This window comes from Imperialibacter sp. (assembly GCF_040222385.1).
GTDB lineage: Bacteria > Bacteroidota > Bacteroidia > Cytophagales > Cyclobacteriaceae > Imperialibacter.
This window is the reverse complement of record NZ_JAVKDF010000049.1, coordinates 120,287-145,537: the sequence shown is the minus strand read 5'-3', so window position 1 is coordinate 145,537 and position 25,251 is coordinate 120,287. Positions and strand designations below refer to the sequence as shown.

The 25,251-nt window shown below is 48.9% G+C and carries 14 protein-coding genes; 9 read left to right on the top strand and 5 right to left on the bottom strand.

The genetic code is table 11. The features are described 5' to 3' along the window. Positions 1 to 41: 41 nt before the first annotated feature. Both RIG68_RS24005 and RIG68_RS24000 read right to left on the bottom strand, forming a co-directional pair. Positions 42 to 3,167 (bottom strand): VPS10 domain-containing protein, encoded by a 3,126-nt coding sequence (locus RIG68_RS24005; protein ID WP_350128418.1) that lies wholly within the window; start codon positions 3,165 to 3,167, stop codon positions 42 to 44. Positions 3,168 to 3,242: 75 nt separating this feature from the next. Further along, positions 3,243 to 3,419, bottom strand: coding sequence for a hypothetical protein (locus RIG68_RS24000; RefSeq protein WP_350128416.1), 177 nt, complete (start codon positions 3,417 to 3,419; stop codon positions 3,243 to 3,245). A gap of 168 nt (positions 3,420 to 3,587) precedes the next feature. Here RIG68_RS24000 and RIG68_RS23995 point away from each other — a divergent pair, with 168 nt between their 5' ends. The 9 genes from RIG68_RS23995 (at position 3,588) to RIG68_RS23955 (ending at position 21,382) form a co-directional block, all read left to right on the top strand. Continuing rightward, positions 3,588 to 4,286 carry a hypothetical protein gene (locus RIG68_RS23995; RefSeq protein ID WP_350128413.1) on the top strand — a complete coding sequence of 233 codons (699 nt, stop codon included), beginning with the start codon at positions 3,588 to 3,590 and terminating at the stop codon, positions 4,284 to 4,286. A 91-nt stretch (positions 4,287 to 4,377) separates the two neighbouring features. Beyond that, complete coding sequence (locus tag RIG68_RS23990) at positions 4,378 to 5,265, top strand: hypothetical protein (protein WP_350128410.1); 888 nt, start codon at positions 4,378 to 4,380, stop codon at positions 5,263 to 5,265. Between the two features lie 149 nt (positions 5,266 to 5,414). Next, the gene (locus RIG68_RS23985; RefSeq protein ID WP_350076773.1) at positions 5,415 to 5,741 is read left to right on the top strand and encodes a PadR family transcriptional regulator; all 327 of its coding nucleotides are present in this window, start codon (positions 5,415 to 5,417) and stop codon (positions 5,739 to 5,741) included. Positions 5,742 to 5,819: 78 nt separating this feature from the next. Next, entirely contained in the window at positions 5,820 to 8,429 is a 2,610-nt protein-coding gene (locus RIG68_RS23980) for an ABC transporter permease (protein ID WP_350128407.1), read from the top strand. After that, positions 8,422 to 11,013, top strand: a complete 2,592-nt coding sequence (locus RIG68_RS23975) for an ABC transporter permease (protein WP_350128405.1) — start codon at positions 8,422 to 8,424, stop codon at positions 11,011 to 11,013. Before RIG68_RS23980 ends, RIG68_RS23975 begins: the two co-directional genes overlap by 8 nt. Further along, positions 11,006 to 13,624, top strand: a complete 2,619-nt coding sequence (locus tag RIG68_RS23970) for an FtsX-like permease family protein (RefSeq protein WP_350128402.1) — start codon at positions 11,006 to 11,008, stop codon at positions 13,622 to 13,624. Before RIG68_RS23975 ends, RIG68_RS23970 begins: the two co-directional genes overlap by 8 nt. Continuing rightward, positions 13,617 to 16,169: an ABC transporter permease gene (locus tag RIG68_RS23965; protein WP_350128399.1), complete on the top strand. Its 2,553-nt coding sequence runs from the start codon at positions 13,617 to 13,619 to the stop codon at positions 16,167 to 16,169. Before RIG68_RS23970 ends, RIG68_RS23965 begins: the two co-directional genes overlap by 8 nt. After that, complete coding sequence (locus RIG68_RS23960) at positions 16,162 to 18,780, top strand: ABC transporter permease (protein WP_350128396.1); 2,619 nt, start codon at positions 16,162 to 16,164, stop codon at positions 18,778 to 18,780. The genes RIG68_RS23965 and RIG68_RS23960 overlap by 8 nt, the downstream gene beginning before the upstream one ends. Further along, complete coding sequence (locus RIG68_RS23955; RefSeq protein WP_350128393.1) at positions 18,773 to 21,382, top strand: ABC transporter permease; 2,610 nt, start codon at positions 18,773 to 18,775, stop codon at positions 21,380 to 21,382. The genes RIG68_RS23960 and RIG68_RS23955 overlap by 8 nt, the downstream gene beginning before the upstream one ends. Before the next feature lie 12 nt (positions 21,383 to 21,394). On the opposite strand, the gene RIG68_RS23950 is transcribed toward RIG68_RS23955, so the two are convergent. From RIG68_RS23950 to araA, 3 genes are read right to left on the bottom strand one after another with little or no spacing between them, the layout of a single operon-like run. Further along, on the bottom strand, positions 21,395 to 22,084 hold the full coding sequence (locus RIG68_RS23950; protein WP_350128390.1) for an NUDIX hydrolase: 690 nt from the start codon (positions 22,082 to 22,084) through the stop codon (positions 21,395 to 21,397). A gap of 11 nt (positions 22,085 to 22,095) precedes the next feature. Further along, positions 22,096 to 23,712: a sodium:solute symporter gene (locus RIG68_RS23945; RefSeq protein WP_350128387.1), complete on the bottom strand. Its 1,617-nt coding sequence runs from the start codon at positions 23,710 to 23,712 to the stop codon at positions 22,096 to 22,098. A 51-nt stretch (positions 23,713 to 23,763) separates the two neighbouring features. Then, positions 23,764 to 25,251: an L-arabinose isomerase gene (gene araA / locus RIG68_RS23940; RefSeq protein ID WP_350128384.1), complete on the bottom strand. Its 1,488-nt coding sequence runs from the start codon at positions 25,249 to 25,251 to the stop codon at positions 23,764 to 23,766.

The window sequence follows — 25,251 nt, the reverse complement described above, 5'->3', positions numbered from 1 at the left end:
ACGTCTTCGACAAGCTCAGACTGACAATGGAACTTAAGTTATTAATCCTTAAATGGAGAGAAGTTAATAGCTCCAGCTTTTTCTTTATAGGCTTTCCAATCAGTGTTAAAGAAAGCCTCGGTGTTGGCCACTCCATCGTCCGTTGCCTTTTCTGCCTGGGCAATTGCCCATTCCTGATTGGTGTTGGCACTGTTGTAGGGATTACCCACCTGGTACATGGCCATAAAAAGACGACTGGAAGCGACAGTGGGGTCATCGTAAATCCCTTGAACATCTTCTTTTGACTTCAGCCGCTCTTTCAGTTCAGTGATTTTCTTTTCCAGTTCAGCACCTTGCTTCTTGAGTGCCTCTTTACCTTCTATGCTGCTGTCGTCCATTGCTGCATTCACTTTGGCAATGGCGGCCTTGGCATCGTTGAGCTTATCCACTGCAGCAGTTGCCTTTTCCATGATCGCATTGACACGATCAAACCGCTGGCTCATTTGTGCAGCAGCCGACTGGTTGAATGTAAACCGTGGGTCGGCTTTTACTTCTACTTTGGTCGTAGCTTCTTTACCTGCATAAGTATACTTTACTGTGTAGGTGCCGGGCAATACGCTAAAGCCACTTGGCTCGGCGGCGCCTGCTTTAGGCTTGGGGCTCTCAGGGCTGCGAACGCCTTTTTTTTCAAGACCCCAAACGATGCGTTGCAGACCGGGCTTTTCCACCACCTGAAACAGGTTGCGAATGACGGTGCCGCTGGCGTCTGATATCTGCAGTTTCACAGTGTCCGACTTGATGGTAGTGTCTTGCTTCGAAGTAGCTTTCACTGAGTAGGAGAGCAGTGCTCCGGCCTCCCTGTCGTCGCCTTTGAAAATAGCGTCCGCCATGAAACGGGTACCCGCAGCTTCTTTGTAGGCAAAGAGGTAAGCGTCAGGCGCAGGGTAAGCATACAGAGGCTGCGCAATTACCTGAGCGCCTTTGCTGGCCATTTCTCTCAATGGCCTGATATCATCCATCACCCAAAGTGCACGACCGAAAGTGCCGATCACAAGGTCGTGCTCTCTGGGATGAATCTTCAGGTCGTAGGTAGAGACCGTTGGGTAATCATTCGTCCATTTTGTCCAGGTTTGCCCGGCATCAATAGAAACGTAAAGACCGAATTCTGTGCCTACGAATATGAGCTTTGGTTCGATGGGATCTTGCACCATGGAAAGTACATACCCATATACCTTCTGCTCGCTGACCAGGTTCACCCAGGTTTTGCCGAAGTCTTTGGTTTGGTAGAGCATCGGTGCCCAGTTGCCCCGGCGGTAATCGTTTACTACCACAAAAGCTTCCCCTGCATTATAAGTGGAAGCATTGATTTGTGGTATCCAGGCACCTTTGGGCAGGCCTTTGATGTTGGCTGAGAGATTTGCCCATGTTTTGCCGCCGTCTCTGGTTAGCTGCACATTGCCATCGTCGGTACCAGCCCAGATAACGTTTTTGTCCAGAGGGCTTGGCGAAATAGCCAAAATGGTACAGTGATTTTCGGCACCCGTGGCATCAAACGTAAGCCCGCCGGTTTCCAGCTTGGTCTTTTCCGGGTCGTTGGTGGTGAGGTCGCCGGAGATCAGGCTCCAGTTTTGTCCCCTGTCGGTGCTTTTGTGAATAAACTGGCTGCCGTAGTAAATGGTGTTGGCGTCGAATGGATCCTGCGCAATGCCGGCATTCCAGTTGAAGCGAAGAAACACGTTGTCGGGGTGATTAGGTTTGATGAACTGGCTGAAGCCGGTTTCAAAGTCGAGGTAAGAAAGGAAACCGCCCTGCGACATGCCGTAGCCATAGCGCAGATCGCCGGGAACGGGCACCACGTCAAAACCATCACCAAAGGCGATCTCGTCCCAGTAGCCATTGCGGATGCCGCCGTTGTGCAGCGACTGGCTTGGGCCTCTCCAACTGCCATTGTCTTGCATGCCACCCATCACGTTGTAGGGCGTATCCATGTCCACATTCACATGGTAGAACTGGCCCACGGGAAGGTTCTCCACAAAACGCCAGGTCTTGCCTCTGTCACGGGAGATGTAGGCACCACCGTCGTTGCCATCAAGCATCAGGGAGGCATCGGTAGGCAGTACATAAAACATGTGGTGATCCACATGCACCTTATCGCCACCGGCCAGTGTCTCGAAGGTTTTTCCGCCGTCGATACTCACCTTTACAATGCCATATACGTTGTAAAGCGTATTTTCATTCTTAGGGTCTACACAAAGATCCCAGTAATAAAAAGGCCTGTCGCCCACATCCTGGTCCTGCACTTTGCTCCATTTCTTTCCTCCATCTACCGACTTGTAGAGGGCGTTTTTCTTAGTTTCAACAAGTGCGTACACCACATCAGGGTTGGATGGGGCAATAGCGATAGCGGTTTTTCCTATTTCACCTTCCGGCAAACCATCGTCGGAGGTTCTCTTTGCCCAGTTTTCACCGCCGTCAACAGACACATAAATGCCTGAGCCTTCGCCGCCTGACTTAAAGAACCATGGCCAGCGGCGGTATTCCCACATACCAGCGATCAGCTTGTTAGGGTTGGTTGGATCAATCGTCATATCGGCGATGCCTGTGCGGTTATTCACAAACAATACTTTTTTCCATGTTTTGCCGCCGTCGGTGGTTTTGAACACACCTCTGTCGGGGCTATCGGCCCAGGCGTTGCCCTGTGCACCTACCCACACTGTGTTGGGGTCGTCGGGATGCACGAAAATGCGGTGGATGGTGCGGGTGTTTTCCAGCCCCATGTGCTGCCAGGTTTGGCCGGCATCGAGGCTGCGGTACACACCATTGCCCATGCTTTGGCTGTTACGGGGGTTGCCCTCGCCGGTTCCCACCCAAATGATGTCGGGTGATTTTTGATAGATAGCAATGGAGCCAATGGAGGCTGCTTTTTCTTTGGTGAAAATGGGCGTCCAGCTAGTGCCACCACCGGTCGACTTCCACAAGCCTCCGGATGCAGTGCCCAGATAGATGATATCGGGGTTGCTTTGCACCACGTCGGCAGCAGTGACCCTGCCGCTCATGCCTGCCGGGCCGATATTGCGTGGTTTGATGCCTTTGAGCAGCTCCATGTCGAGCACCTGGCCCATGGAAAGAAAGCTCGTGAAAAGGAGCAAGAAAGCCATGCTCCACAGTCTGTTGGGTAAATGTTGCATTGTCCTGATTAGTTTTTTTGGGAAGCTACACAGGCGGCCAATTATATCAAACTGATATATCACCTGCGAATAGAATTATCCTGCAAACAGGGGGATAGAGATGACGACTGCTTTTTTGAAATTGAAGATGGACGTTTTGAGGTATTCTGCTACACCATTGAAGATAGTCCTGAGCGTATTGTGATCCGGCATCGAGACAGGTGTGTCTCGCCGCTTTGTGCTTTGCCTGAATCCGCCTTCAGGCTTAACCATTTCTACTATTAAACTAATGAAATTGTGGAAGCCTCTCCAAGACCTGCCTGTTGTGCGTTTTTTGTTGCACTTTTTTTGACCTTACATGCCTGCACACCTGAGCCAGAGGGTGATCGGCCACCGATGCCGGACGGCTATCAGGATACTTCGCTACGATCAGATGCTTTTATGACAACTGTGCCAGAGCTGATAGGCCAGGTGATTGATGCTGCGATGAGGTGGGCCGTTGATGGATCGGAATCGGAGGAACCATGGCTACAGGGTGCTGTGGTGGCCCATGACAAAAAGCTCCAAACCATCAGTGTTGATTTTGGGGCTGGAGGAGCCTGGGCCGGAGATGTGTGGCGAGGTGGGTTGCTCCTTATTTCTTACACCGACCTACGACTAGTTGATGAAGCCACTTTTGAGGTTTCTTTTGTCAACTTTAAGGTAGATCATGTATCGGTTGAAGGCGATTTTTCTTTGGTGTATCGATCAAAGGGATCGCCTACGGAAAGAAAGTATGAGGTGAGATGGGAAGAGGGAAGATTTACCTGGCCTGATGGCACCTATGCCACCCGTCAATTGAACCAGATTAGAACCGTTCATCTTGGTCACCTCCCGATGCACAACACATATAGCTGGAAAGGAGTCGCTTCTGGTGTTAACCGGCATGGCTATGAGTATACCAGCATCGTAACGGCGCAGCTGAGCTTCAGGCGAACCTGCCTGGTGGTAGGCAAGGTTTTTCCTTCCTCAGGAAAGGTCGAAAGCACGATGAAAGGGGTTAGCTTCATTGTTGATTTTGGTGAAGGAGAATGCGATGACGACGTAAAGGCGACGATAAATGGCGAGATTTCGACAATGCAGCTTGATGATAATTTTTAACCTATTTCAATATTTTCTATAATTTTTTTAATCCCACATTAAACCTTTTCCTCCCGGCCTCATCAAAGCAGCAAACAAACTTCTATTAGATATGAATTTGCTAAAGAGATTGATGATGATGACAATGGTGGGAGGAACCATGGTGTGGTTGGCTTCCTGCAACAACGAAGAGGATGGTTTGAATGATGATGCTACTGCGTCGGCCTTCGAAGACGTGGCAGTAGACACTGAAGCATCGATGGATGTTGCTTTTGAGGATGTTGACAACGTGGTAGAAGCTGGCATTAATTATGACGAGGCCAGTGGTGGCAAGGTATTGCGTGATCCGCTGATAGAGTGTGCAGTAGTGACGCACGACCATGAAAACAACAAAGTGATTATTGACTACGGCGACGGCTGCGAGGGAGACGGTGGCAGAACAAGAAGTGGGAAGATTATTGTAACCTATAGTGATATCAGGTGGTTTGCCCCCGGAGCAACCAGAAGTGTCACTTTCGAAGATTTTTATATTGACAGTGTAAAGGTGGAAGGAGTTCGAACCATTACCAATATCACCGCCGATGAATCCAGCACACCTCAGTTCAAGACGCAACTGGCAGGAGGTAAACTGATCTGGAACGACGGCACTTTCGCTACCCGGGATTCAGAGCACACCCGTACCTGGGCCAGGGCAGAAAATCCGGCCCAGGACGAGTCATTTGTGGAAGGTTCAGCCGAGGGCCAGAACAGAGACGGCGAAGCATACAGCAGCACCATCACCGAGCGACTTGTTTTCAAAAGACGTTGCGGTGCTCAGGGTTATTTCTTCCCGGTATCTGGTGTGATTGAGACTATTGCTCCAGGCGCAACGATTGTCATCGACTATGGCGATGGTGAGTGCGACAACCTCGCAGAGGTTACTATCAACGGAGAAACAAAGACAATAGAACTGGATGTGAGAGCGAGAAGGGAAGTAGTCAGAAGAAGATTGAGAGGCTAAGTGAGTGCGGACTTCAGTTTGAAGGGACTGGCCAATTGGTCAGTCCTTTTTTGCTCTAGAATATATAAACTACAATACAGGTAAATATTTTTAACCACCTCTTGCTCGCATGAAAAGTATTAACTACGTTTAAGGTAAATATAAATACAATGGGAAAATATCAACTAGGAGAATTCGAAGAAGTAGTGCTGCTTACTGTGGCCATACTCTACGGAGAGGCCTATGGCATAGCCATTATTGAAGAGATGGAGAAAAGGCTTAACCGGTCGGTAAGCATAGGATCTTTGCAGACAGTGCTCCGTCGCCTTGAGAAGAAAGGCTTTTTGACGTCTGAGTTTGGTGAAGCCACTCAGGTGAGGGGAGGGAAGCGCAAGAGGTATTTCACTGTGACTCAATATGGGCGAAAGGTGATGGAGGAGATCAAAGAGCAGCGGCTTGGTATGTGGAGTGCAATACCGGAGGTGGCTTTTAAGTAGTCGGGAAGTATTATCTACGATGATTTCAAATCATAGCTCAGGCTAAATTCATTCAAATGATAGTGTTAGACAACAGAAGTGAATAACCATACTCCACCATCGCTGTTTCTCCGCTTCTTCCGCTGGTTCTGCCACCCGGATTACCGGGAGGATATTGAAGGTGATTTGCTGGAGAGGTTTGAAGGTAAAGTGAAAGAAAGAGGAGCAAAAGGAGCCAGATGGTTCTTTGCCATTCAGGTGATGAAGCTTTCCAGACCTTCGCTGATGAAGAATTTTATAGGTCAAACTCAAATAAACAATTACGCTATGTTTCGCAATTATCTGAAGATTGCTGTGAGGGTTTTCAGGAAGGAAAAGTCTTACAGTCTGATTAATACTTTTGGTCTCGTGCTGGGTTTCGTCTGCTGCCTGATGATTTACCTGTTCATAAGTGATGAGCTAAGCTATGACAAGTTTCACGCCGATGGCGACCGCATTTACAGGGTGGCATCAGCTTATATGCGGGAGGGCCGATGGGAACCCTATGCCTCCAATTCGTGGCGAACCGCAGAACTAATCGAAGCCAATTTTGGTGAAGTAGAAGAGCTGGTGCGGATCATGACGTCGGAGGATATTGTTGAATATGGCGAAAAAAGGATTTACGAAGAGAAAATGGCCGTCGTTGACGAGAATTTCTTCGATGTCTTTTCTTTTCCAGTGGTTGCAGGAAACAAAACTTCGGCCTTGCAAGGTGCCAACAAGGTTGTCATTTCCCAAACAACAGCCCATAGATACTTCGGAAACGAGGAAGCAGTAGGAAAGGTGTTTGAAGTTGATGACCGTGCTTATCAGCTTCAGGTGTCGGCTGTGATGGAAGACATGCCCTCCAATTCGCATTTCCATTTCGATTTTCTCGTGTCGGCCGAGACAGCCAAACAAATAGCACCAGCCCAGCTATTCACCAATATTGGTTGGGATTCTCAGCGGGTATATGTGAAGCTCGCAGAAGGCTCCGACCCGCAGGTGATGGAATCCCGGTTTCCGCAGTTCATCGACGCCAACCTGGGCTTTTTTAACAAAGAGAATTTCAAGCTTTTCCTGCAACCGCTCCCGGACATCCACCTGACCTCCAACCTCGGACTGGAATTGGAAGACAACGGCAATATGACCCACATATACATATTCTCGGTGGTGGCCATATTCATTCTGCTGATTGCTTGCGTGAATTACATGAACCTGACCACGGCCCGGTCGTTGCGACGGGCCCGGGAGGTGGGCATGCGAAAGGTGCTGGGCGCCCGACGGGGCAATTTGATCAGCCAGTTTTTGTTCGAGTCGTTTACGATGACGCTGCTCGCACTGCTGCTTGCTTACGGGTTTGCCCACCTCTTGCTTTCGCCTTTCAATGAATTTGCTGGCAAAGAGATAAGTCGCAACGTATTGCTTGAGGGCCGGGTGCTATTCACGCTTTTCATCTCGTTTCTGTTCATCGGTTTACTAGCTGGTGCCTATCCGTCATTTGTGCTGTCGGCTTTCCGGCCCATCAATACCATCAAATCGGGGCGATCTGCAGGTGGCAGGAGTCACTTGTTGCGCAGAGGGCTGGTAGTGGTGCAGTTCGTTATTTCTATCGGCCTTATTGCAGCCACTGCGGTCGTATTCAAACAGCTGAAGTTCATGCAGAACAAGGAGCTTGGTATCAACGAGGACCTGGTAGTGACGGTACGACTGCAAACGATGGATCGCAGTCAGCTGGGGGCGTATAAAAATGAACTATTGAGTGACGCCTCGGTAAAAGGCGTTGGTTATGCCAATATGAAAATGCCTGGCTGGATTTCGAACAGCGCACCTTATAAAGCGCAGGATGCAGAGGCTGATGAGGAAGAGGGAAAGACCATGAAGATCATTCGGGTTGATGCCGATTTCCTCGATCTGGTGGAGGCTGAAATGGTGGAAGGGAGAGAGTTTTCAAAAGATTTTCCTTCGGATGTCACCTCATCTGTAGTGTTGAATGAGGCTGCTGCTGTTCAGCTGGGCTGGGGAGATCCTGTAGGGAAATGGATCGAAGTGAATGGCAATAGGTATACCTGCATTGGCTTGGTGAAGGACTTTCATTTTGAATCACTCCACCGGAAAATACCGCCCACTATTTTCCTGATGTCACCCGTTTACTATGCCTGGTCCTACGTCAAGATTGACGGAAACAATATTCCCTCTACACTGGCTCATTTGGAGAATGTGTATGGCAAATTCGTCACCAACCGTGAGTTCAGCTATTCCTTTGTGGAGGACGACATCCAGCAACAATACGAAGGAGAGGCAAAGTTTACGCAGATCTTCGAAATGTTCACCCTGCTGGCCATAGTGATTGCGGGGCTGGGCACTTTTGGGCTCATCTCTTTCACTGCCGAGCGAAAATCAAAAGAGATTGGGATCAGAAAAGTGTTGGGAGCTTCTATTGGCAATGTCACCTTCCTGCTGACGAAGGAATTCATCATACTGCTGCTGATTGCCAGCTTCATCGCCTGGCCGGTGACCTATTACTTTATCAGCGGCTGGATTGACGGCTTCATTTACCGGACATCTATTGGGGCAGGGCCGTTTGCGTTGGCTACTGTTCTTGCTATTGTGATTGCCATGCTTACGACCATTTTCCGGTCGATGAAAGCGGCGATGGTCAACCCTGTAGAATCACTGCGGGATGAGTAGCCAGCCACCGAAACTCCCTCTTAAGTTCTTCCGATGGTTCTGCCATCCGGATTACAGGGAAGATATTGAGGGGGATTTAGTGGAGCGGTTTGAGAAGAGGGTAGAGGAAAACGGAGATAAGAAAGCGAAATGGCTTTTTGCATTGGAGGTGGTCAGGCTTTTCAGGCCAGGAATTGTAAAGTCAATAGAGGGAAGCAGCCGCATGAATCAATATGGAATGTTTAAGAACTATTTCAAGGTAAGCTGGAGAAACATGCTTCGGCAAAAGTTGTACGCAGGCATCAATATCGGGGGACTCACTATCGGGCTCCTTTGCTTCCTGTTGATATTTACTTATGTGCAGCATGAGCTTTTTTACGACAAATTTTTCCCGAACGCCGACAATATTTATCGAATTTACCAGCGCCAGTCTGGCAACAGTTCGCTGGGCACTGATCTTTATGCCGTAACGCCTGCCGCTTTGCCATCTGCTATGGTACGGGAGTATCCTGAAGTTGTGAACGCAACTTCCCTGACTGATTACTCGGTGTTGCTTGAAGCTGAGGATAACGAAAATTACCTGGAAAGCTGTCTTTTGGTGGACGAGCAATATTTCAATGTTTTTCAATATGAGTTTATAGGTGGAAATCCACACACAGCTCTGAGGAATGCCGAGAGCATTGTCCTTACCGAGTCGCTGGCAAAAAAGATGTTTGATGACGTGGAAGCTATGGGTCAACCGATCACCTATTGGGGCCACCATGCGATTGTGACTGGTGTAATAAAGGATCCACCGAAGAATGCCTCCATCAGGTTTTCAGTGCTTGTCAGCTTACACGCAAGTAGTTATTATCTGGAGGAAGTGAAGAAGGAAAAGTGGAATGGCAATTCCTATCAAACGTTTTTCTCGCTCACGCCTGGGGCAAATCCGGTCTTGCTTCAGGAGAAATTAATAAAGCTTGTCAACGAGCGCTGGCTACACCAGGCGACGATACCCAACGAATACATCGTCCAATCTCTTTCTGATATTCACCTTGGCCCCAACATGAACGAAGAGCTTGCTTTGAAGGGCAATGCAGCGCAGCTTATGCTTTTCTCGGTAGTATCCCTTCTGGTACTCATATTGGCCTGTTTTAACTACATGAACCTGGCCATTGCACGATCTGTCAACAGGGCAAAGGAAGTTGGCTTAAGAAAGGTAATAGGCGCAAATAAAAACCAACTTATACTTCAGTTTCTATCTGAGTCGGTGATGATGGCCTTGCTAGCGCTGGTGCTCGCAGTGGGACTGGCCGTATTCCTTGTACCTCTGTTTGGAAACATGGTCGAAAGGCCACTGGAACTGATAACGAACGAAAACTGGCGAGTGATACCTGTCATGGTTGGTTTGGTAATGTTGGTAGGCGTTTTTTCCGGCAGCTACCCAGCTTTGTTTGTGTCGTCGCTGAGGCCGGTGCAGGCCCTAAAGGGAAAGCCAGGAAGCCTGAGTTCCGGAAGACGTTTTCAGACGGCTATGGTTGTAGCACAGTATGCGGTTTCCATAGCGATGATTATTTGCAGCGTGGTGATCTATAATCAGTTTCGATTCATTGTCCAGAAGGACATGGGGTTTGAAAAGGAACACGTCATTACGTTTCGTGCCCCAGGTAACAATTTCAATAAGGTAATGCCCCTCCTTAAAAGTGAGTTACTGCAGCGGCCAGATATGTTGGGGATCACTGGCTCTAACCACCTGCCTGACGACATAGGGTCAAGCACGTTTCTGTTTAACGACAGAACAGGAGGGCCGATTTACCGCCTTCGAACTGATTACGATTTTCTTGATCTGTACGGCATCGAGCTGGTGGCTGGGCGCAGCTTTTCACCAGAATATGCCATGGATAGTGAAACCAACTATATCATCAATGAAACTGCGGCCAGTGCGCTGGGTTGGAGTCCAGCTGAAGCTATTGGGAATCAGTTCACCAACGAGGACGGTGATACCAAAACGGTGATTGGTGTGGTGAAAGACTTTCACACGCAGTCATTGCATCTGCCCATTGCCCCACTCATGATCAAGGTGAGTGATCAGGTTAACTACGTTTCTGTGAAAGTGAGACCTGATAATCTCCAGAAGACTATTTCGGAGTTGGAAAAAGTGGTAAGCCAGTACACAGATTACCCGTTCAGCTATCAGTTCTTTGACGACCATTTTGATCAGCTATACAAAGATGATAAGCGCCAGGGTGAACTTTTTGGCTTTTTCACCATTCTGGCAATATTAATATCCAGCATTGGCCTTTTTGGGCTGGCTGCTTTTAGCGCAGGGCAGCGGATGAAGGAGATTGGCATCAGGAAGATACTCGGTGCTTCCATCAGGAACATTATGGTGACCTTCAGTATCAGTTTTCTTGGCTTTGTGCTGATGGGATTTTTTATAGCGATCCCAATTGCATGGTTCCTCGCCGACCGTTGGTTGCAAGGTTTTGCTTATAGAACAGGGCTTGAATGGTGGGTTTTTGCTGCCACAGGCCTTGCCGCCATGCTGCTTGCGTTTGTTACCGTGAGCGCTCAATCGGTGCAGGCTGCCCTCGCCAATCCCGTTAACTGCCTTCGTGATGAATAGAACCCCACCTAAATATGCCCTCCGCTTCTTCCGCTGGTTCTGCCATCCAGAATACCGGGAAGATATTGAGGGAGATTTGGCAGAACGATTTGAGAAAAGGATAGAAGAAAAAGGAGTATTTGCTGCTAAAGTTTTCTTTGGGCTGGAGGTTTTGAAACTGCTGAGACCGGACATCATAAGGCCTTTGGAAGGAGCACACCAACTAAACCATTACGGAATGCTAAAGAACCATATCAAAATTACGCTGAGGTACCTGAAAAGCCACAAGGCATTTACTTTTATCAACCTCGTGGGGTTAACAACGGGTATTCTGGTCTGCTTTTTTGCGCTGCTATTTGTAGAGTTCGAACGAAGCTATGATAAGTACCACGAAAACGGCGAGCACATCTACAGGCTCGTTACCGATGTGCAAACGCCAAACGGCCCCAGACTTGAAAGCTCATCGCTCCCCATGGCAGCGGCTGTAGCGGCCAATTTCCCCGATGTGGCTGACTATGCCAGGGTATTTCTGGACTACATGATTGTGCAATCCGACCCGGAGACTTTTATGCGGGAAGACCTGGCTTATGCCGATGCATCTGTTCTTTCTGTGTTCACACTGCCCCTGATAGCTAGCAATACGGCAACGGCCCTGGATGCCCCATACGATGCTGTGCTTTCGGAAACAGCCGCCCTCAAGTACTTCGGCACCACGGACTGTCTGGGCAAACAGCTGACGCTTGACGGGGGTACCCATGTATATGTAGTGGGTGTGATGAAAGACATGCCTTATAATTCCCACTTTCGGACGGACATCTTTCTCTCCATGAAGCTGCTGACTGAAGTGTGGAACCCAAGTATCAAAAGTAACTGGCATGGCTTCGGGACTTATACCTACCTTCTTCTTCAAGACAAGCCTGATATCAAAAGCTTCAACGAAAAGCTCACCAGCTTTGTCGCTCAGCATGTCGATGCTGAGCAGGCCAACTATGAAATGTCAATTGAGCCGCTGACCGACCTTTATTTACACGCCGAGGCACGTGGCTTCCGGACAGGCTCGTCGGTCACAGGAAGTATCAGCAACGTTTATATCCTGGCGATTGTGGCCTTTCTGGTGCTGGCCATCGCTGGCTTCAATTTCGTGAACCTGTCCACGGCACTTTCGCTTAACAGGGCCAAAGAAATCAGCGTCCGAAAAGTGCTTGGTGCAGCCAAACGTCAGCTGCTGGTGCAATTTCTGCTGGACGCTGTTTTTCTGTCGCTAGTGGCATTCGTATTAGCCCTTGCGCTGTTTGTACTGCTTTCCCCTTTCTTCAACCAACTGGTGGGCAAGCCGATCAGTACCAATATTCTTAACCATATGGGTTTTATCGGAAGCCTGCTGGTGCTCACCGTTGGCGTTGGCCTTCTCGCAGGGGTTTATCCGGCGTTTTTCCTGTCAGGGTTCGATCCGGTCAGTGGACTCAAGGGAAAGGTGAAGTCTGGTACCCGGGGATACTCGACCAGGAAGTCACTGGTAGTTGCTCAATTCTTCTTTTCTGTCATGCTGATAGCTTCTACACTCGGCGTGTACCGACAGCTTCACTTTATGCAAAACAAGGAGCTTGGCTATTCAAAGGAACAGAAATTAGTACTTGATTTCTACTTTGATAAAAACATAAGAGACAACGAGAAAACGGTCAAGCAGGAGCTGCTGGCCGTCCCGGGTGTTACTGCCGTCAGCATGTCGTCGTGCGTGCCGGGCAATATTGATCGCCGGTACAACCTGCTTATTCCTGGAGCTGATGGTAACATCACCAGCTTTGTCTCCGATTTGTATCGTGTCGACTTTGATTTTATTGACCAGTACAAAATGGAAATAGTGGCCGGCAGGGCATTTCGTGAGGAGCTCCAGTCGGACGTGACGGGTGCCGTTATTCTCAATGAAACCGCCGTCAGAACGCTTGGCTATGCTGACCCAGCCGAAGTCATCGGAAAACCTTATGAGCAGCAGAACGCCTGGAAAGGAACCGTGATCGGCGTAGTGACGGACTTTCACTTCAAATCGTTAAAGGAAAAGATAACGCCATTGGCCCTGCAGGTTGACCCCGCCCGATACACCATACTGACGCTGGACGTCTCTGGCAATAATATGCACGATGTGGTCGACAGGTTGGAGGACAAGTGGGTGGACTTTGGCCCTCAGCGACCCTTCAGCTACTACTTTGCCGACCAGGCGTATCAGTCTCAGTATGAATCCGAGGACCGTTTCGGAAAGCTTATCCTGATTTTTGCGTCCATTGCTTTGCTGCTGTCTGTACTTGGGCTGCTGGGTTTGTCAGCGCTCGATACCAAGCAACGTGCCAAGGAAATCGGTATCAGAAAGATTCTGGGCGCCTCACCATCCAATTTGTTGGGACTGTTGTCAAGGGATTTTCTCCTGCTCGTGTTGATCGCTTCGGTCATGGCAGTGCCGGTCACTTTCTTTGGGCTGAGCAGCTGGCTGGAAGGGTTCGCCTACCGGATTGATGTGGCCTGGTGGCTTTTCGCTATTGCTATCTCTGTGGTGGTGGTTTTATCTATTGTGATCATCGCCAGTCAGGTGCTGAAAGCGGCACTTGCCAATCCTATCCATGCTTTGAGAGATGAATAAGCACAACCCACCGAAACTCCCCCTCCGTTTCTTCCGCTGGTTCTGCCATCAGGACTACCGGGAGGATATTGAGGGTGATTTGGTGGAAAGGTTTGAGAGGAGGATAGAGGAGAAAGGTGCTAGTAAAGCCAAATGGCTTTTTGTATGGGATGTTTTTCAATTATTAAAACCAACGCTCATGAAACCATTTTCAGGAGTACAGCAGATGTATGATGGAATGTTCTCTAACCATTGGAAACTTGCCTTTAGAGGCATGAAAAAGAACAAAGCATTCTCCACATTGAGCGTATTGGGGCTCGGACTGGGCCTTGCCTGCACGGTCGGTATTTTTCTGTGGGTGGCCAATGAGTTGAGCTTCGATAGGTTTCATTCCAAAGCCGACAGAATATTCCAGGTGGAGCTTATCCTTCGGCAGTATGAGAAAAGTGTGGTAACGCCTGGGCCGCTGGCTGAAGCATTGAAGCGAGAATATCCGGAAGTGTCAAACTCCTCCCGGTATACCTTCAGTAGCGAGCCGCAAGCTGTAAAAACGGGAGGCAAACAGATCAACGGAAGGGGGGCAAAAACGGACGCCACTTTTTTCAGCATGTTTGACTTCCCATTTGCTTCAGGCAATAGTTCAGGGTTTTCTGGTAATTCTGTGATTTTGACGCAAGCCCTGGCGGACAAATTATTCGATGGTGATGAAGCCATCGGAGAGTTGGTGACGGTTGGAAACTCCGATACCTACCAGGTGTCTGCAGTTTTGGCGGATTTGCCACAAAATTCTTCTTTTCAATTTGACTTTATCATCCCGTTTGAACAAGCCTCCAATCAGGACAAAGGCAGGGCGTGGGGTGCCTGGTTTTGTGCGACTCTTATTGAGCTAGACGGCCAGGCCACTGCATCGTCGTTACTTTCGAAATCAAACGGCCTCAAAACACTCTACGACAAGATTGAAAAGCCGCATTGGTCAAGTGAGCTTATCGCACTAACCGATATCTACTTTCACGACAGGATGACTCCCTTTTTTCCAAGGAGCGGCGACATCCGGTATGTGTGGATATTTTCAATAGCGGGCGTGCTCATCTTTGTTCTTACCTGTGTGAACTACATAAGCCTCACCACTTCCCGGTTTATCTCGCAGTTTCGACAAGCAGGGCTGGAAAGAATACTCGGCGCCAATCCGTGGCACACCATGCACAGGTATTTTGTAGAAGGGCTTTTGAACATGGTGTTTGGAAGCTTTGTGGCCGTCATTTTACTGATCTTGTTGGGAAGCTATTTTGGGATACCAATAACAATTGTTGGTTCGGTCATGGGCCGCCAGGAGGTGGTCGTCTTTATATTAGCATTCATCGTAATCATCCTCCTTATTATCTCTGTTGTTCCTGCATTGTTGATCAACTCAGCAAAGCCACTGGCAATGATCAAGAAAAAAGGGAGTGAAGCGCCGGGTGGATTTTCGCTGAGGAGGCCGCTTGTGGTGTTTCAGTTCTGCGTCAGCATTGCCATGGTTACCGGTACACTGATCTTTCAAAACCAGCTAACTTTTATTCGTGACAGGGATCCCGGCTACACAAAGGAAAACCTGGTGGCTGTAAAGATCGACGATGAGGCCAGGAACAATATTGAAGCCCTGAAAAATGCACTGGATCAGTCTCCCGACATCACCGCAATTTCCCGCTCTACCTTTGAATATATCTACTTTGATATGCAGATAGGTGACTGGGAGGGGAAAGAGGTGGAAGGTACCCTAACGGTCAGACCAATGACTGCTGATAGTGAGTTTGTTGAGACGTTTGGCATAACAATGGCCGAAGGGAGGTTTTATGAAGAGGGTTATGCCGATGAGCAGTCGGTAGTGATCAATGAGGAGGCGGCTGACAAAATGGGACTGACTTCCCCAATCGGTAAAACTGTGAAGTTGCCGAGAGGTGAGGAAGGGAAGATCATTGGTGTGGTGAAGAACTTCAATTACTGGGGCCTTACCAAAGCCATTGAGCCTCTCTTCATCTTTGGCGGAAACTCAGGCGACCTCTACATCAGACTAACTGGTAACGATAATACCCGGGCTTTGGCTTTCATTGAAGAATCATTCGAGCAAATAAACCCAGCCAGTTTGTTTAACTACGAGTTTTTAACCGATAGGTACGCAACGCAACATGCTGCTCATGCCAGGACGGGGGAGGTTTTTGCCGGCTTTGGGGTGATAGCTCTCGTGATGTCGTGCTTTGGTCTGCTGGCCATTATAACATTCACTATTGAGCGAAAAACGAAGGAAATTGGTATCAGAAAAGTGCACGGTGCGGCGCCCAGGCATATTGTTGGCTTGCTGATGAAAGACCTCGCTGTTTATGTCTCTGTTGCTTTTTTGGTGGCTGCTCCGTTGACCTGGCTGGGCATGGATCAATGGCTTCAGATCTTTTCCTACAGAATTACCCTTTCTGTTTGGCAGCTCCTGCCCGGAGGTGTGCTGGTGGCGGTGATAGCGGCACTTGTCATTACTTACCAGGCGGTGGCAGCAGCGCTGAGGAATCCTATTCATGCACTGAGAGATGAATAAGCGCAACCCACCTAAACTCCCTCTCCGTTTCTTCCGCTGGTTCTGCCACCCGGAGTATCGGGAGGATATTGAGGGTGATTTGGTGGAAAGGTTTGAGAGGAGGGCGGAGGAGCTCGGGAAAACCAAAGCGAATTGGATTTTCACATTAGAGGTGCTCAGGCTGTGCAGGCCGGGTATTTTCAAACCATTCAAGTCGATTAACAACATAAGTAAACAAGCTATGCTTTATCATTACTCGAAGGTCACCTACCGGCATTTTCTCCGAAGCAAGGCTTTTTCGGCCATTAACCTGTCAGGTCTCATCATTGGAATGGTGGCGGCTTTGATACTTGCTAAGTTTGTAGGCTTCAACCTCAGGTATGATCAGTTTCATCAACGAAAGGATAGTATAGTTGAGATTGATCAGGAAGAGACGAGAAATGGGGTTCCGACAAGCTATCAGCACCGCACCTATTGGGAAACAGCGGCAATGGTAAAAGAACACTATCCTGAGGTGCGGATGGCGAGCCTTTACAGCAGAGACGTTGAGAAACAGGTAACTGTGACTAACGAGAACGGGTCACTTGTGAAGTTCAACGAGCGGAACATATTCTCGGCCGATCCTGACTTTACACAAATGTTCTCTTTTCAATTTATTGAAGGAGATCCCACTATCGCTTTATCACAACCCAACTCCGTCGTTATTACCAGATCCGTGGCAAAAAGATACTTTGGTGATACTAGGGCATTTGGGAAGACGATGAAGACAACCACAGCCTGGGGTGAGGAGAACACACTTCATGTTACTGGTGTTATTGAAGATGTGCCTGTCTACTCCAGGTTTAGGTTCGACTTTCTGAAATCTACAATTGGCTTTAGTAATTACGGCCAATGGGATTTTGCAGTTTACTCCACGTATCTTCTCCTCGCTGAGGAGGCCAATCCAGCGGTGTTGGCCTCCAAAATAGCAACGGACATAAATAGTGTAGAACAGCTAAAGGCCGATGGAAGGGAGATCAAACTCGCCCTGGTTCCCCTGAGTGAGGTTCGGCTTTCCGAAACAGAGATAATGCTTTCGCTGGTAGGGATTTTTATTCTGTTGATTACCTGGATCAACTTCATTAACCTCACAAGTGCTCAGTCTATGAGTCGGTATAAAGAAACGGGCATTAGAAAGGTGCTGGGGTCGGAAAAGGGAGAGATTGTTCGGCAGTTTATTTTTGAGGGGATGACGATCAACGTGCTGGCGCTTGGTGTAGCAGTTCTGATAGTTTGGTTGCTGTATCCATTCATTCAGACGTATACTGATGGAAGGCTGTTGCCAATTTTCGGCGACCCGACGCCCATCAACTGGATGTTCCTATTATTATTCCTTTTGGGAGCGCTGGTTGCTTCTTCCTATCCGGCACTTGTTTTATCCAGCCTCGATCCGATTCGGTCTATCAAAGGACGGGTGCTTGATAACACAAAGGGCGTTGGTTTTCGGAAAGTGCTGGTCGTGGTGCAGTTCAGTATTTCGATTATTCTCATCACGGGAATTTTTGTGATTTCAGATCAGATGCGTTTCCTGAAGAGCCAACCTCTTGGAATCACCCTGGATCAAACGCTGATTGTGAAGTCGGCAAAAGGAGGATCAAATGAAGAACGGAAAGGGCATCAGGCATTCAAAGAAGGGGTGGCTAACCTTTCCTTTACCCGAGGCGTAACGTCTTCTACACAAGCGCCAGGAGAAGGCAATGGGCAGGATATCTACTTCAACATAGAAGGAAAGAACATTACTGTTAGCGCTCACCTGATTGGCATTGACGCAAGCTATATGGCTTATTATGGAGCGAAAATTATCGCTGGAGAAGACTTTTCAGAAGATAAGTTTTGGGCCAACAGACGAGGTATAATTATCAACCGGTCAACGGCCCTGGCAATGGGATGCTCGAGTCCTGAGGAGGCTATCGGACAAACGATCATTATACCCGAAAACGAGGACAGGACACTCAAAGTACTCGGTGTGGTAGAAGACTTTCATCAAAACTCGCTCAAGGAGAAGATTAAGCCTATGACCTTTGAATTCAACCCATTCCGGGGGCATGCTTCTATCAGAATTGACTCGGTAGCCTATTCAAATTATCCGGAATTGGCAGCCTGCGTGGCACAAATCGAACGCATTTGGGACGAGGTGCACCCCGACCAGGTGTTCGAATACTATTTTCTTGACGAACAATTTAATAGCGACTATCAAGCGGATATTAAGTTCAGTCAGCTATTTAGTGTTTTTACCGGCATCTCTGTTTTCATAGCTTCCCTCGGCCTTTTCGGTATGTCTATGTTCGTTGCGAGGAAAAAGAAAAGAGAAGTGGGCATCAGAAAGGTATTTGGAGCACCTGTGGCCAGCATTATCAACCTCTTTTGCAGGGGCTATGTTGGGCAACTTTCCATTGCCGTTCTTGTAGGATCGCCAGTGGCCTATCTGCTCATGCACACGTGGCTTGAAGGCTATATTTTGAGAACGTCAGTCAGTCTCACGGCTATCGTAGCACCTGTCGCTTTGCTATTGGTTATCACCTTTGTGAGTATCAGTACGCAGGTAATAAAGGCAGCCACCGCCAATCCAATCAACGCTTTAAGAGATGAATAAGCACAATCCACCGAGACTCCCCCTCCGTTTCTTCCGCTGGTTCTGTCACCCGGAGTATCGGGAGGATATTGAAGGCGATTTGCTGGAGCGGTTTGACAGTAGGGTTGTCGCCAAAGGCCCTGCAAAAGCCAGCTGGCTGTTTTCGCTGGACGTAGTCAGGCTTTTCAGGCCGACAATTATTAAACCAATGGGAGGGACTAATCGCATGAGCCATTTAGGAATGCTTAACAATTACATGAAGGTTGGCTGGAGAAGCATGCTTCGTCACAAACTTTACACCATTATTAATGTGGGTGGTCTGACACTCGGCCTCACGGCTTTCATTCTCATTTTCCTGTACATCAGGTACGAACTGTCGTACGACCGCTTCTATCCAAATGCTGATAAAATATACCGGGCTTACGAACAGGAGCCATTCAACCCTTACATGGGCAGCGACTACTTTGCCGTGACGCCAGCGGGGCTTGCAGTGGCGCTGGAGAATGAATACCCCGAGGTACAGGCAGCTACCTCCTTTCAAACGCCTACTACTCTCGTGGGGCATGGAGAAGATCACTATTTGGAAAAAGGCTTGTCAGCCAGTCCCTCTTTTTTTAACGTGTTTCATTACGAATTTCTACAGGGCAATCCTTCCACAGCATTGCAAAACCCTGAAAGCATCGTGCTGACCGAGTCTCTGGCGTACAAAATTTTTGGCCGGAAAGAAGCCATGGGAGAAAGACTGTCGTTTGGAGACCGGGACGTCATCGTTACGGGCGTCATCAAAGACCCGCCAACCAATGCGTCCATTAAATTCAGCCACGTTACCAGTCTAGCGGCTGATACATTCTACGTGGAGGAAATAACGGCGGGCAAATGGAGAGGAAGTTCATTCCACACGTTTTTGACGTTGACTGACGAGGGAGAGGCTGTCGCTTTGGAGAGCAAAATGCCTGCTCTCGTGAAGAAATATTGGGCTTTTGACGACTACCCTAACTATTTTATCCAACCTATCGCTGACGTACACTTGCAAACCAACGTCAATTTCGACATTGGTGCCGGAGGCAGTCCGAACCAGCTTTTGCTATTTTCACTAGTGGCCGGGTTCATCCTCGTGTTGGCCTGTATCAACTATATGAATCTTGCCATTGCCAGGTCAATACGACGGGCAAAAGAGGTGGGATTGAGAAAGGTGATAGGTGCCCACAAATGGCAGCTGATCGTGCAGTTTCTGGCAGAATCGGTCTTTGTGACACTCATGGCGCTTGTGTTGGCCGTAGTGCTACTGCCTATGCTACTGCCCTATTTTGGAGATATGGTCGACCGCCAGATAACCATTCAACCAGACGACTTGCTGCTGCTGGCACCCGGCTTGTTACTGTTGGTGATTTTTGTGGGGGCTTTGGCCGGAAGCTACCCAGCATTTTTTATGTCCTCGTTGATGCCCGTTGCTGCCCTTAAAGGCAGCCAGATTGGTAAACCGACCGGCGCTGTGCTCCAAAGGTGGCTGATCATTGGGCAATACGCCGTGTCCATCGCTATGATTATATGCAGTGTGGTGGTCTACTCACAATTCCGCTTTATCAGTGGAAAGGGGCTTGGGTTTGACAAGGAGCACGTGTTGACAATTCGGTTATATCCTGGCCCTGATCGGAAAGCACTTGATGCGATTGAAAACGAATGGCGGGCCAATCCGAATGTATTGGGCATTACAAAAGGCCAGAACCTGCCTACCAATATCGACCAAAGCGAGCCGGTTACGACGCTACAGCGAGAGCAAAGTGATCCTGATACGTATTCCATCATTTACCAGCTCAGAACGGATGCTAATTTCTTGGATGTATTTGGTATGCAGCTAGTGACTGGTCGCACACTATCAGAGGAATATGCGTTGGACAAATCGTCTGAAAACTGTCTGCTGAACGAGGCTGCCTGCAAGGCTTTCGGCCTGAGTACCGACTCAGCAGTGGGTAAAACAATTCTTCTTGGCTGGGGTGGAAAATCAACCGTGGTTGGCGTCTTGCAGGACTTTCACATGCACTCTATGCACCTGGCCATTGAGCCGCTAATGGTACAGCTAAGGCAAAATTATCGGTACATATCTGTCAAGATTCGTCCGGATGATTTACCGGAAACGGTGGCGGAGTTGGAAGCAACGTTCAATAAGTATTCCGACTATCCATTTGATTATCAATTTCTTGACGAAAAATTCGACGAGCTTTACAAGGCGGACGTTCGGCAAGGTAAACTCTTTGGTCTCTTCACTGCCATATCCCTAATCATTGCCTGCCTTGGGCTGTTTGGCTTGGCGGCCTTTAGTACACAGCAAAGAGCCAAGGAAGTAGGCGTTCGAAAAGTGCTCGGCGCTTCTATCAGCCACATAGTGGCTTTGTTTGCCTCCAGGTTTGTCAAAATGGTAATGATCGGCTACGTCATTGCTCTGCCTGTCGGCTGGTGGCTGATAGATCATTGGTTGCAGGAATTTGCTTACCGGGTGACTGTGGAATGGTGGATGCTGGCGCTCCCTGGTTTGGCAGCCGTGGCAGTAGCTTTTTTAACGATCAGCTCTCAGTCCGCCAGAGCGGCTATGGCCAATCCGGTCGATAGCCTCAGAACAGAATAAATAGGAGAGTGATCAGATAAAGCTAACACCCTCTTTAGACAGCTTCTCATATTTCTCCTGATCGAACACAAAAAAGAAGGCACCCCTTCTGGAGCTGCTTTTTTCCTTTTCGTTCAGTTTTTTCAGTATACCCAGTGAAAGCATCTTCCTGCTGAAGTTGCGCTTGTCAATGGGCGCATCATAAATCGCTTCGTAGAGGCTCAGGAGTTGTGGCAGCGTGAATTTCTCTGGTAGCAAAGCAAAACCAATCGGGTGGTTAGCTACTTTTTGCCGCAGACGCTCGTGGGCATCCTGCACCATTTGGCTATGGTCAAAAATCAGGTCGGGCAATTTGTTGAGAGGCACCCAGCGGGCATCATGTTCATCAAGCACTTGCTCCTCATAGTCTTCAATATTGATGAGAGCAAAATAGGCGACAGAAATCACTCTGCCGCCTATATCCCTGTGCACTGCTCCGTAACTGTGGAGCTGCTCCATGTAAATATTATCAAGTCCGGTAAGAGAGTGCAGAATCCTTACGGCTGCCTCGTCCAGACTTTCATCAATTTTGACAAAGCCACCCATCAGTGACCAGACTCCGAGACCCGGATCCATCTTCCTGTGGATCAAGAGGGCTTTTAACTCCAGTCCATCGAAGCCAAAAATAATACAATCTACGGCAACATGAATCCGGTCTTCGGTGCTATATCTAATGCGCTTCAACTGTTCTCAAACTATTCAGCGAAGCTAATCATTACAAACGCTACAATAGCTATTACAAGAAGAGAAAAAACAATATCCCAAACATTATAGCTGGCACGGTTGGCTGTTTTCTGCTCTTCCGATAACGTAGAGAAGGTCAGCCCCTGAAGTTGTGCCTCCGATGGAGCCGGGCTCAGCAAGCTGGCTCCAATACACAACAGGATTGAAAACAGAAAAAACCAGGAGGAGAATGTCAGGAAGTTCATTGTTCCAAAAGTATGCAGCAGGCTGCCCGGATCCAGCGAGTCTCTGCCTAGCTCCAGGCCAAGCCGCAAAAATACCACGCCCAGGCCTACTACCAGTGTGGTCATGGCTCCCCGGCTGTTGATGCGCTTGTAAGAAATGCCCAACAGGAACACAGCGGCGATAGGTGGCGCTATGTACGACTGCACCGATTGCAGGTATTCATACAGTACACCCGAGATATTTTGCATAATGGGAATCCACACAATGCCAAGCAGAACCACAAAACCCGTGGCGATACGGCCGGTTCTCAGCAGTTTTTTCTCGGAAGCTTCCGGTCTTAATTTCTTATAAATATCAACGGTGAAAAGCGTGGAACAAGAGTTGAAAACTGATGCCAGTGAGCTCATGAGCGCTGCCAGCAGTCCAGCTGCGACAAGTCCTTTCAGACCGGTCGGCATTCTGTTCATTAGCAGGGCTGCAAAAGCCTGGTCGGGTGTGTCCCACGAAAGCTCGCCTCTGTTTTTCAGTGCCAAAGCCACCACGCCCGGAATAAGGAAAAGGAAAACGGGAAGCAACTTCAGCAGACCGCCGAAGATTGTTCCTCTACGTCCTTCTTTGATATTTTTAGCTGCCAAAACCCTCTGCACGATGTACTGATCAGTACACCAGTACCAGATGCCAACAATTGTGCTGGCAATGACCAAACTAGGCCATGGGAAATCCGGGTCAGACGGTGGGCGCCACATGTTAAGGTAGCCCGGCTCCAGTGACTCACGCATGCCACTCCATCCCCCAACGGCGTCGAGTCCGATGAAGGTGAGTGTACCTGCCCCAACGATTAGCACAATGGTCTGTAGTGCCTCTGTATACACAACAGCCTTCATACCACCCAAAATAGTATAAATGCCCGTAAGGATGACGGTAGCCAAAGCACCAAACCAAAAGTCGATTTGCAGAATAGAAGAGATAACGATGCCGCCGGCATAAACGGTTACCGACACTTTGGTGAGCACGTAGGCCAAAAGTGAGAAGACGCTGAGAAACCAGCGGGTGCTGGAGTTAAAGCGCCGCTCCAGAAACTCTGGCATGGTGAAGACCCCACTTCGGATGTAAAACGGCAGGAAGACCCAACCCATGGTAATCACCAACCAGGCATGCAGCTCATAGATGAGCATGGGCATTTTGCCACCTGCGCCAGCGCCTGCCAGACCCACCACGTGCTCTGAGCCTATATTGGAGGCAAATATGGAAGCACCCACGATGAACCAGCCAATATTCCGGCCTGCCAGGAAGTAGTCTTCGGTATTGTTCTGTTTTTGTAAAATCACCCAGATGGCGAGGCCGGCGATCACTAAAAAGTAGCCGATGATGACTACCCAGTCCAGTGTGGCAAAACTATTCATAAGCAAGTAGGTAAAGGTTTAAGTATAATGAATATTCAAATGTAAAATCTATTAAAAACTCTGTTCATTCCAGCGCAACTCATTTCGGAATTGCCTGAGGTTTGTGTCTTTATCGATCAGGGCAAATTCTATCCCCGCTATATCCGCAAAATCGCTCAATTGTTCAGAGCTTAGGTTCTGACTGTAGCAGGTATGGTGAGCACCTCCGGCATAAATCCATGCAGCGCAAGCCGTATTCATATCGGGGAGGGGCTTCCACAACACCCTTGCGACCGGTAGTTTTGGTAGCGCCTCTTTTGGAGCCACTGCTTCCACTTCGTTCACCAGTAATCTGAAACGGTTGCCCATGTCAACCATGGACGCATTCAGTGCTTGACCACCTGCCGAGTTGAACACCAGGCGAACCGGGTCGGCTTTGCCGCCTATGCCCAGCGGGTGTACTTCGCACGAAGGCTTGCCATCTGCAATCGACGGGCAGATCTCAAGCATATGAGAACCAAGCACCAGCGGATTGGACGGATCGAAGTGGTAAGTATAGTCCTCCATAAAGGAGTTTCCGCCGGTCAACCCGCTGCCCATCACCTTCATGGCACGCACCAGAGCAGCCGTTTTCCAATCGCCCTCGGCACCAAAACCGTAGTCATCGGCCATCAGTCGTTGTGCCGCAATACCGGGAAGCTGCACCAGTCCATGCAGGTCTTCGAAGGTATCCGTAAAGCCTTTGAAAGAGCCGGCTTCCAGAAACTGGCGCAGACCAATTTCTATTCTGGCAGCTTCTCTTAGTGAGTTGTGCCCGGCACCTCCCTTTTTCAAACCTGCCGTCAGCACGTATTGCTGGTCATAGTCAGCACACAGTTTGTCAATTTCGCTATCCAACACCTGATTGATCACAGCCACCACATCACCCACGCCGTAGCCATTGACGGAGTAGCCGAACTTGATTTCGGCTTCCACCTTATCTCCTTCGGTGACCGCTACCTGGCGCATATTGTCGCCAATGCGGGCGAATTTGGAGCCCTGCCAGTCGTGCCAACCACAGGCTACCCGCAGCCAGTCGCCCAGCTGCTTCACCACTTTAGGGTCTTGCCAGTGGCCTACCACTACCTTACGGTTCAGGCGCATGCGGCTCATGATGAACCCAAATTCACGGTCGCCATGAGCGCTCTGATTAAGGTTCATGAAGTCCATATCGATGGTAGACCATGGAATGTCCCTGTTGAACTGGGTATGCAGATGCAGCATGGGCTTCTTCAGCGCTTTCAGACCGTTGATCCACATTTTGGCAGGAGAGAAGGTGTGCATCCAGGCCACCACGGCCACGCAATTGTCGGCTTCATTGGCTTCCTTACATACTTTATAAATCTCTTCCGGTGTAGTGGCTACCGATTTGTACACAATACGGACAGGCATACCATTAGCGGCGTCCAGTGCTCCTGCGATTTCTTTGGAGTGGGCGGCCACTGTTTTGAGGGTTTCTTCACCGTACAGGTGTTGACTGCCGGTAACGAACCATGCTTCGAATGTTTTCAGGTTAATCAT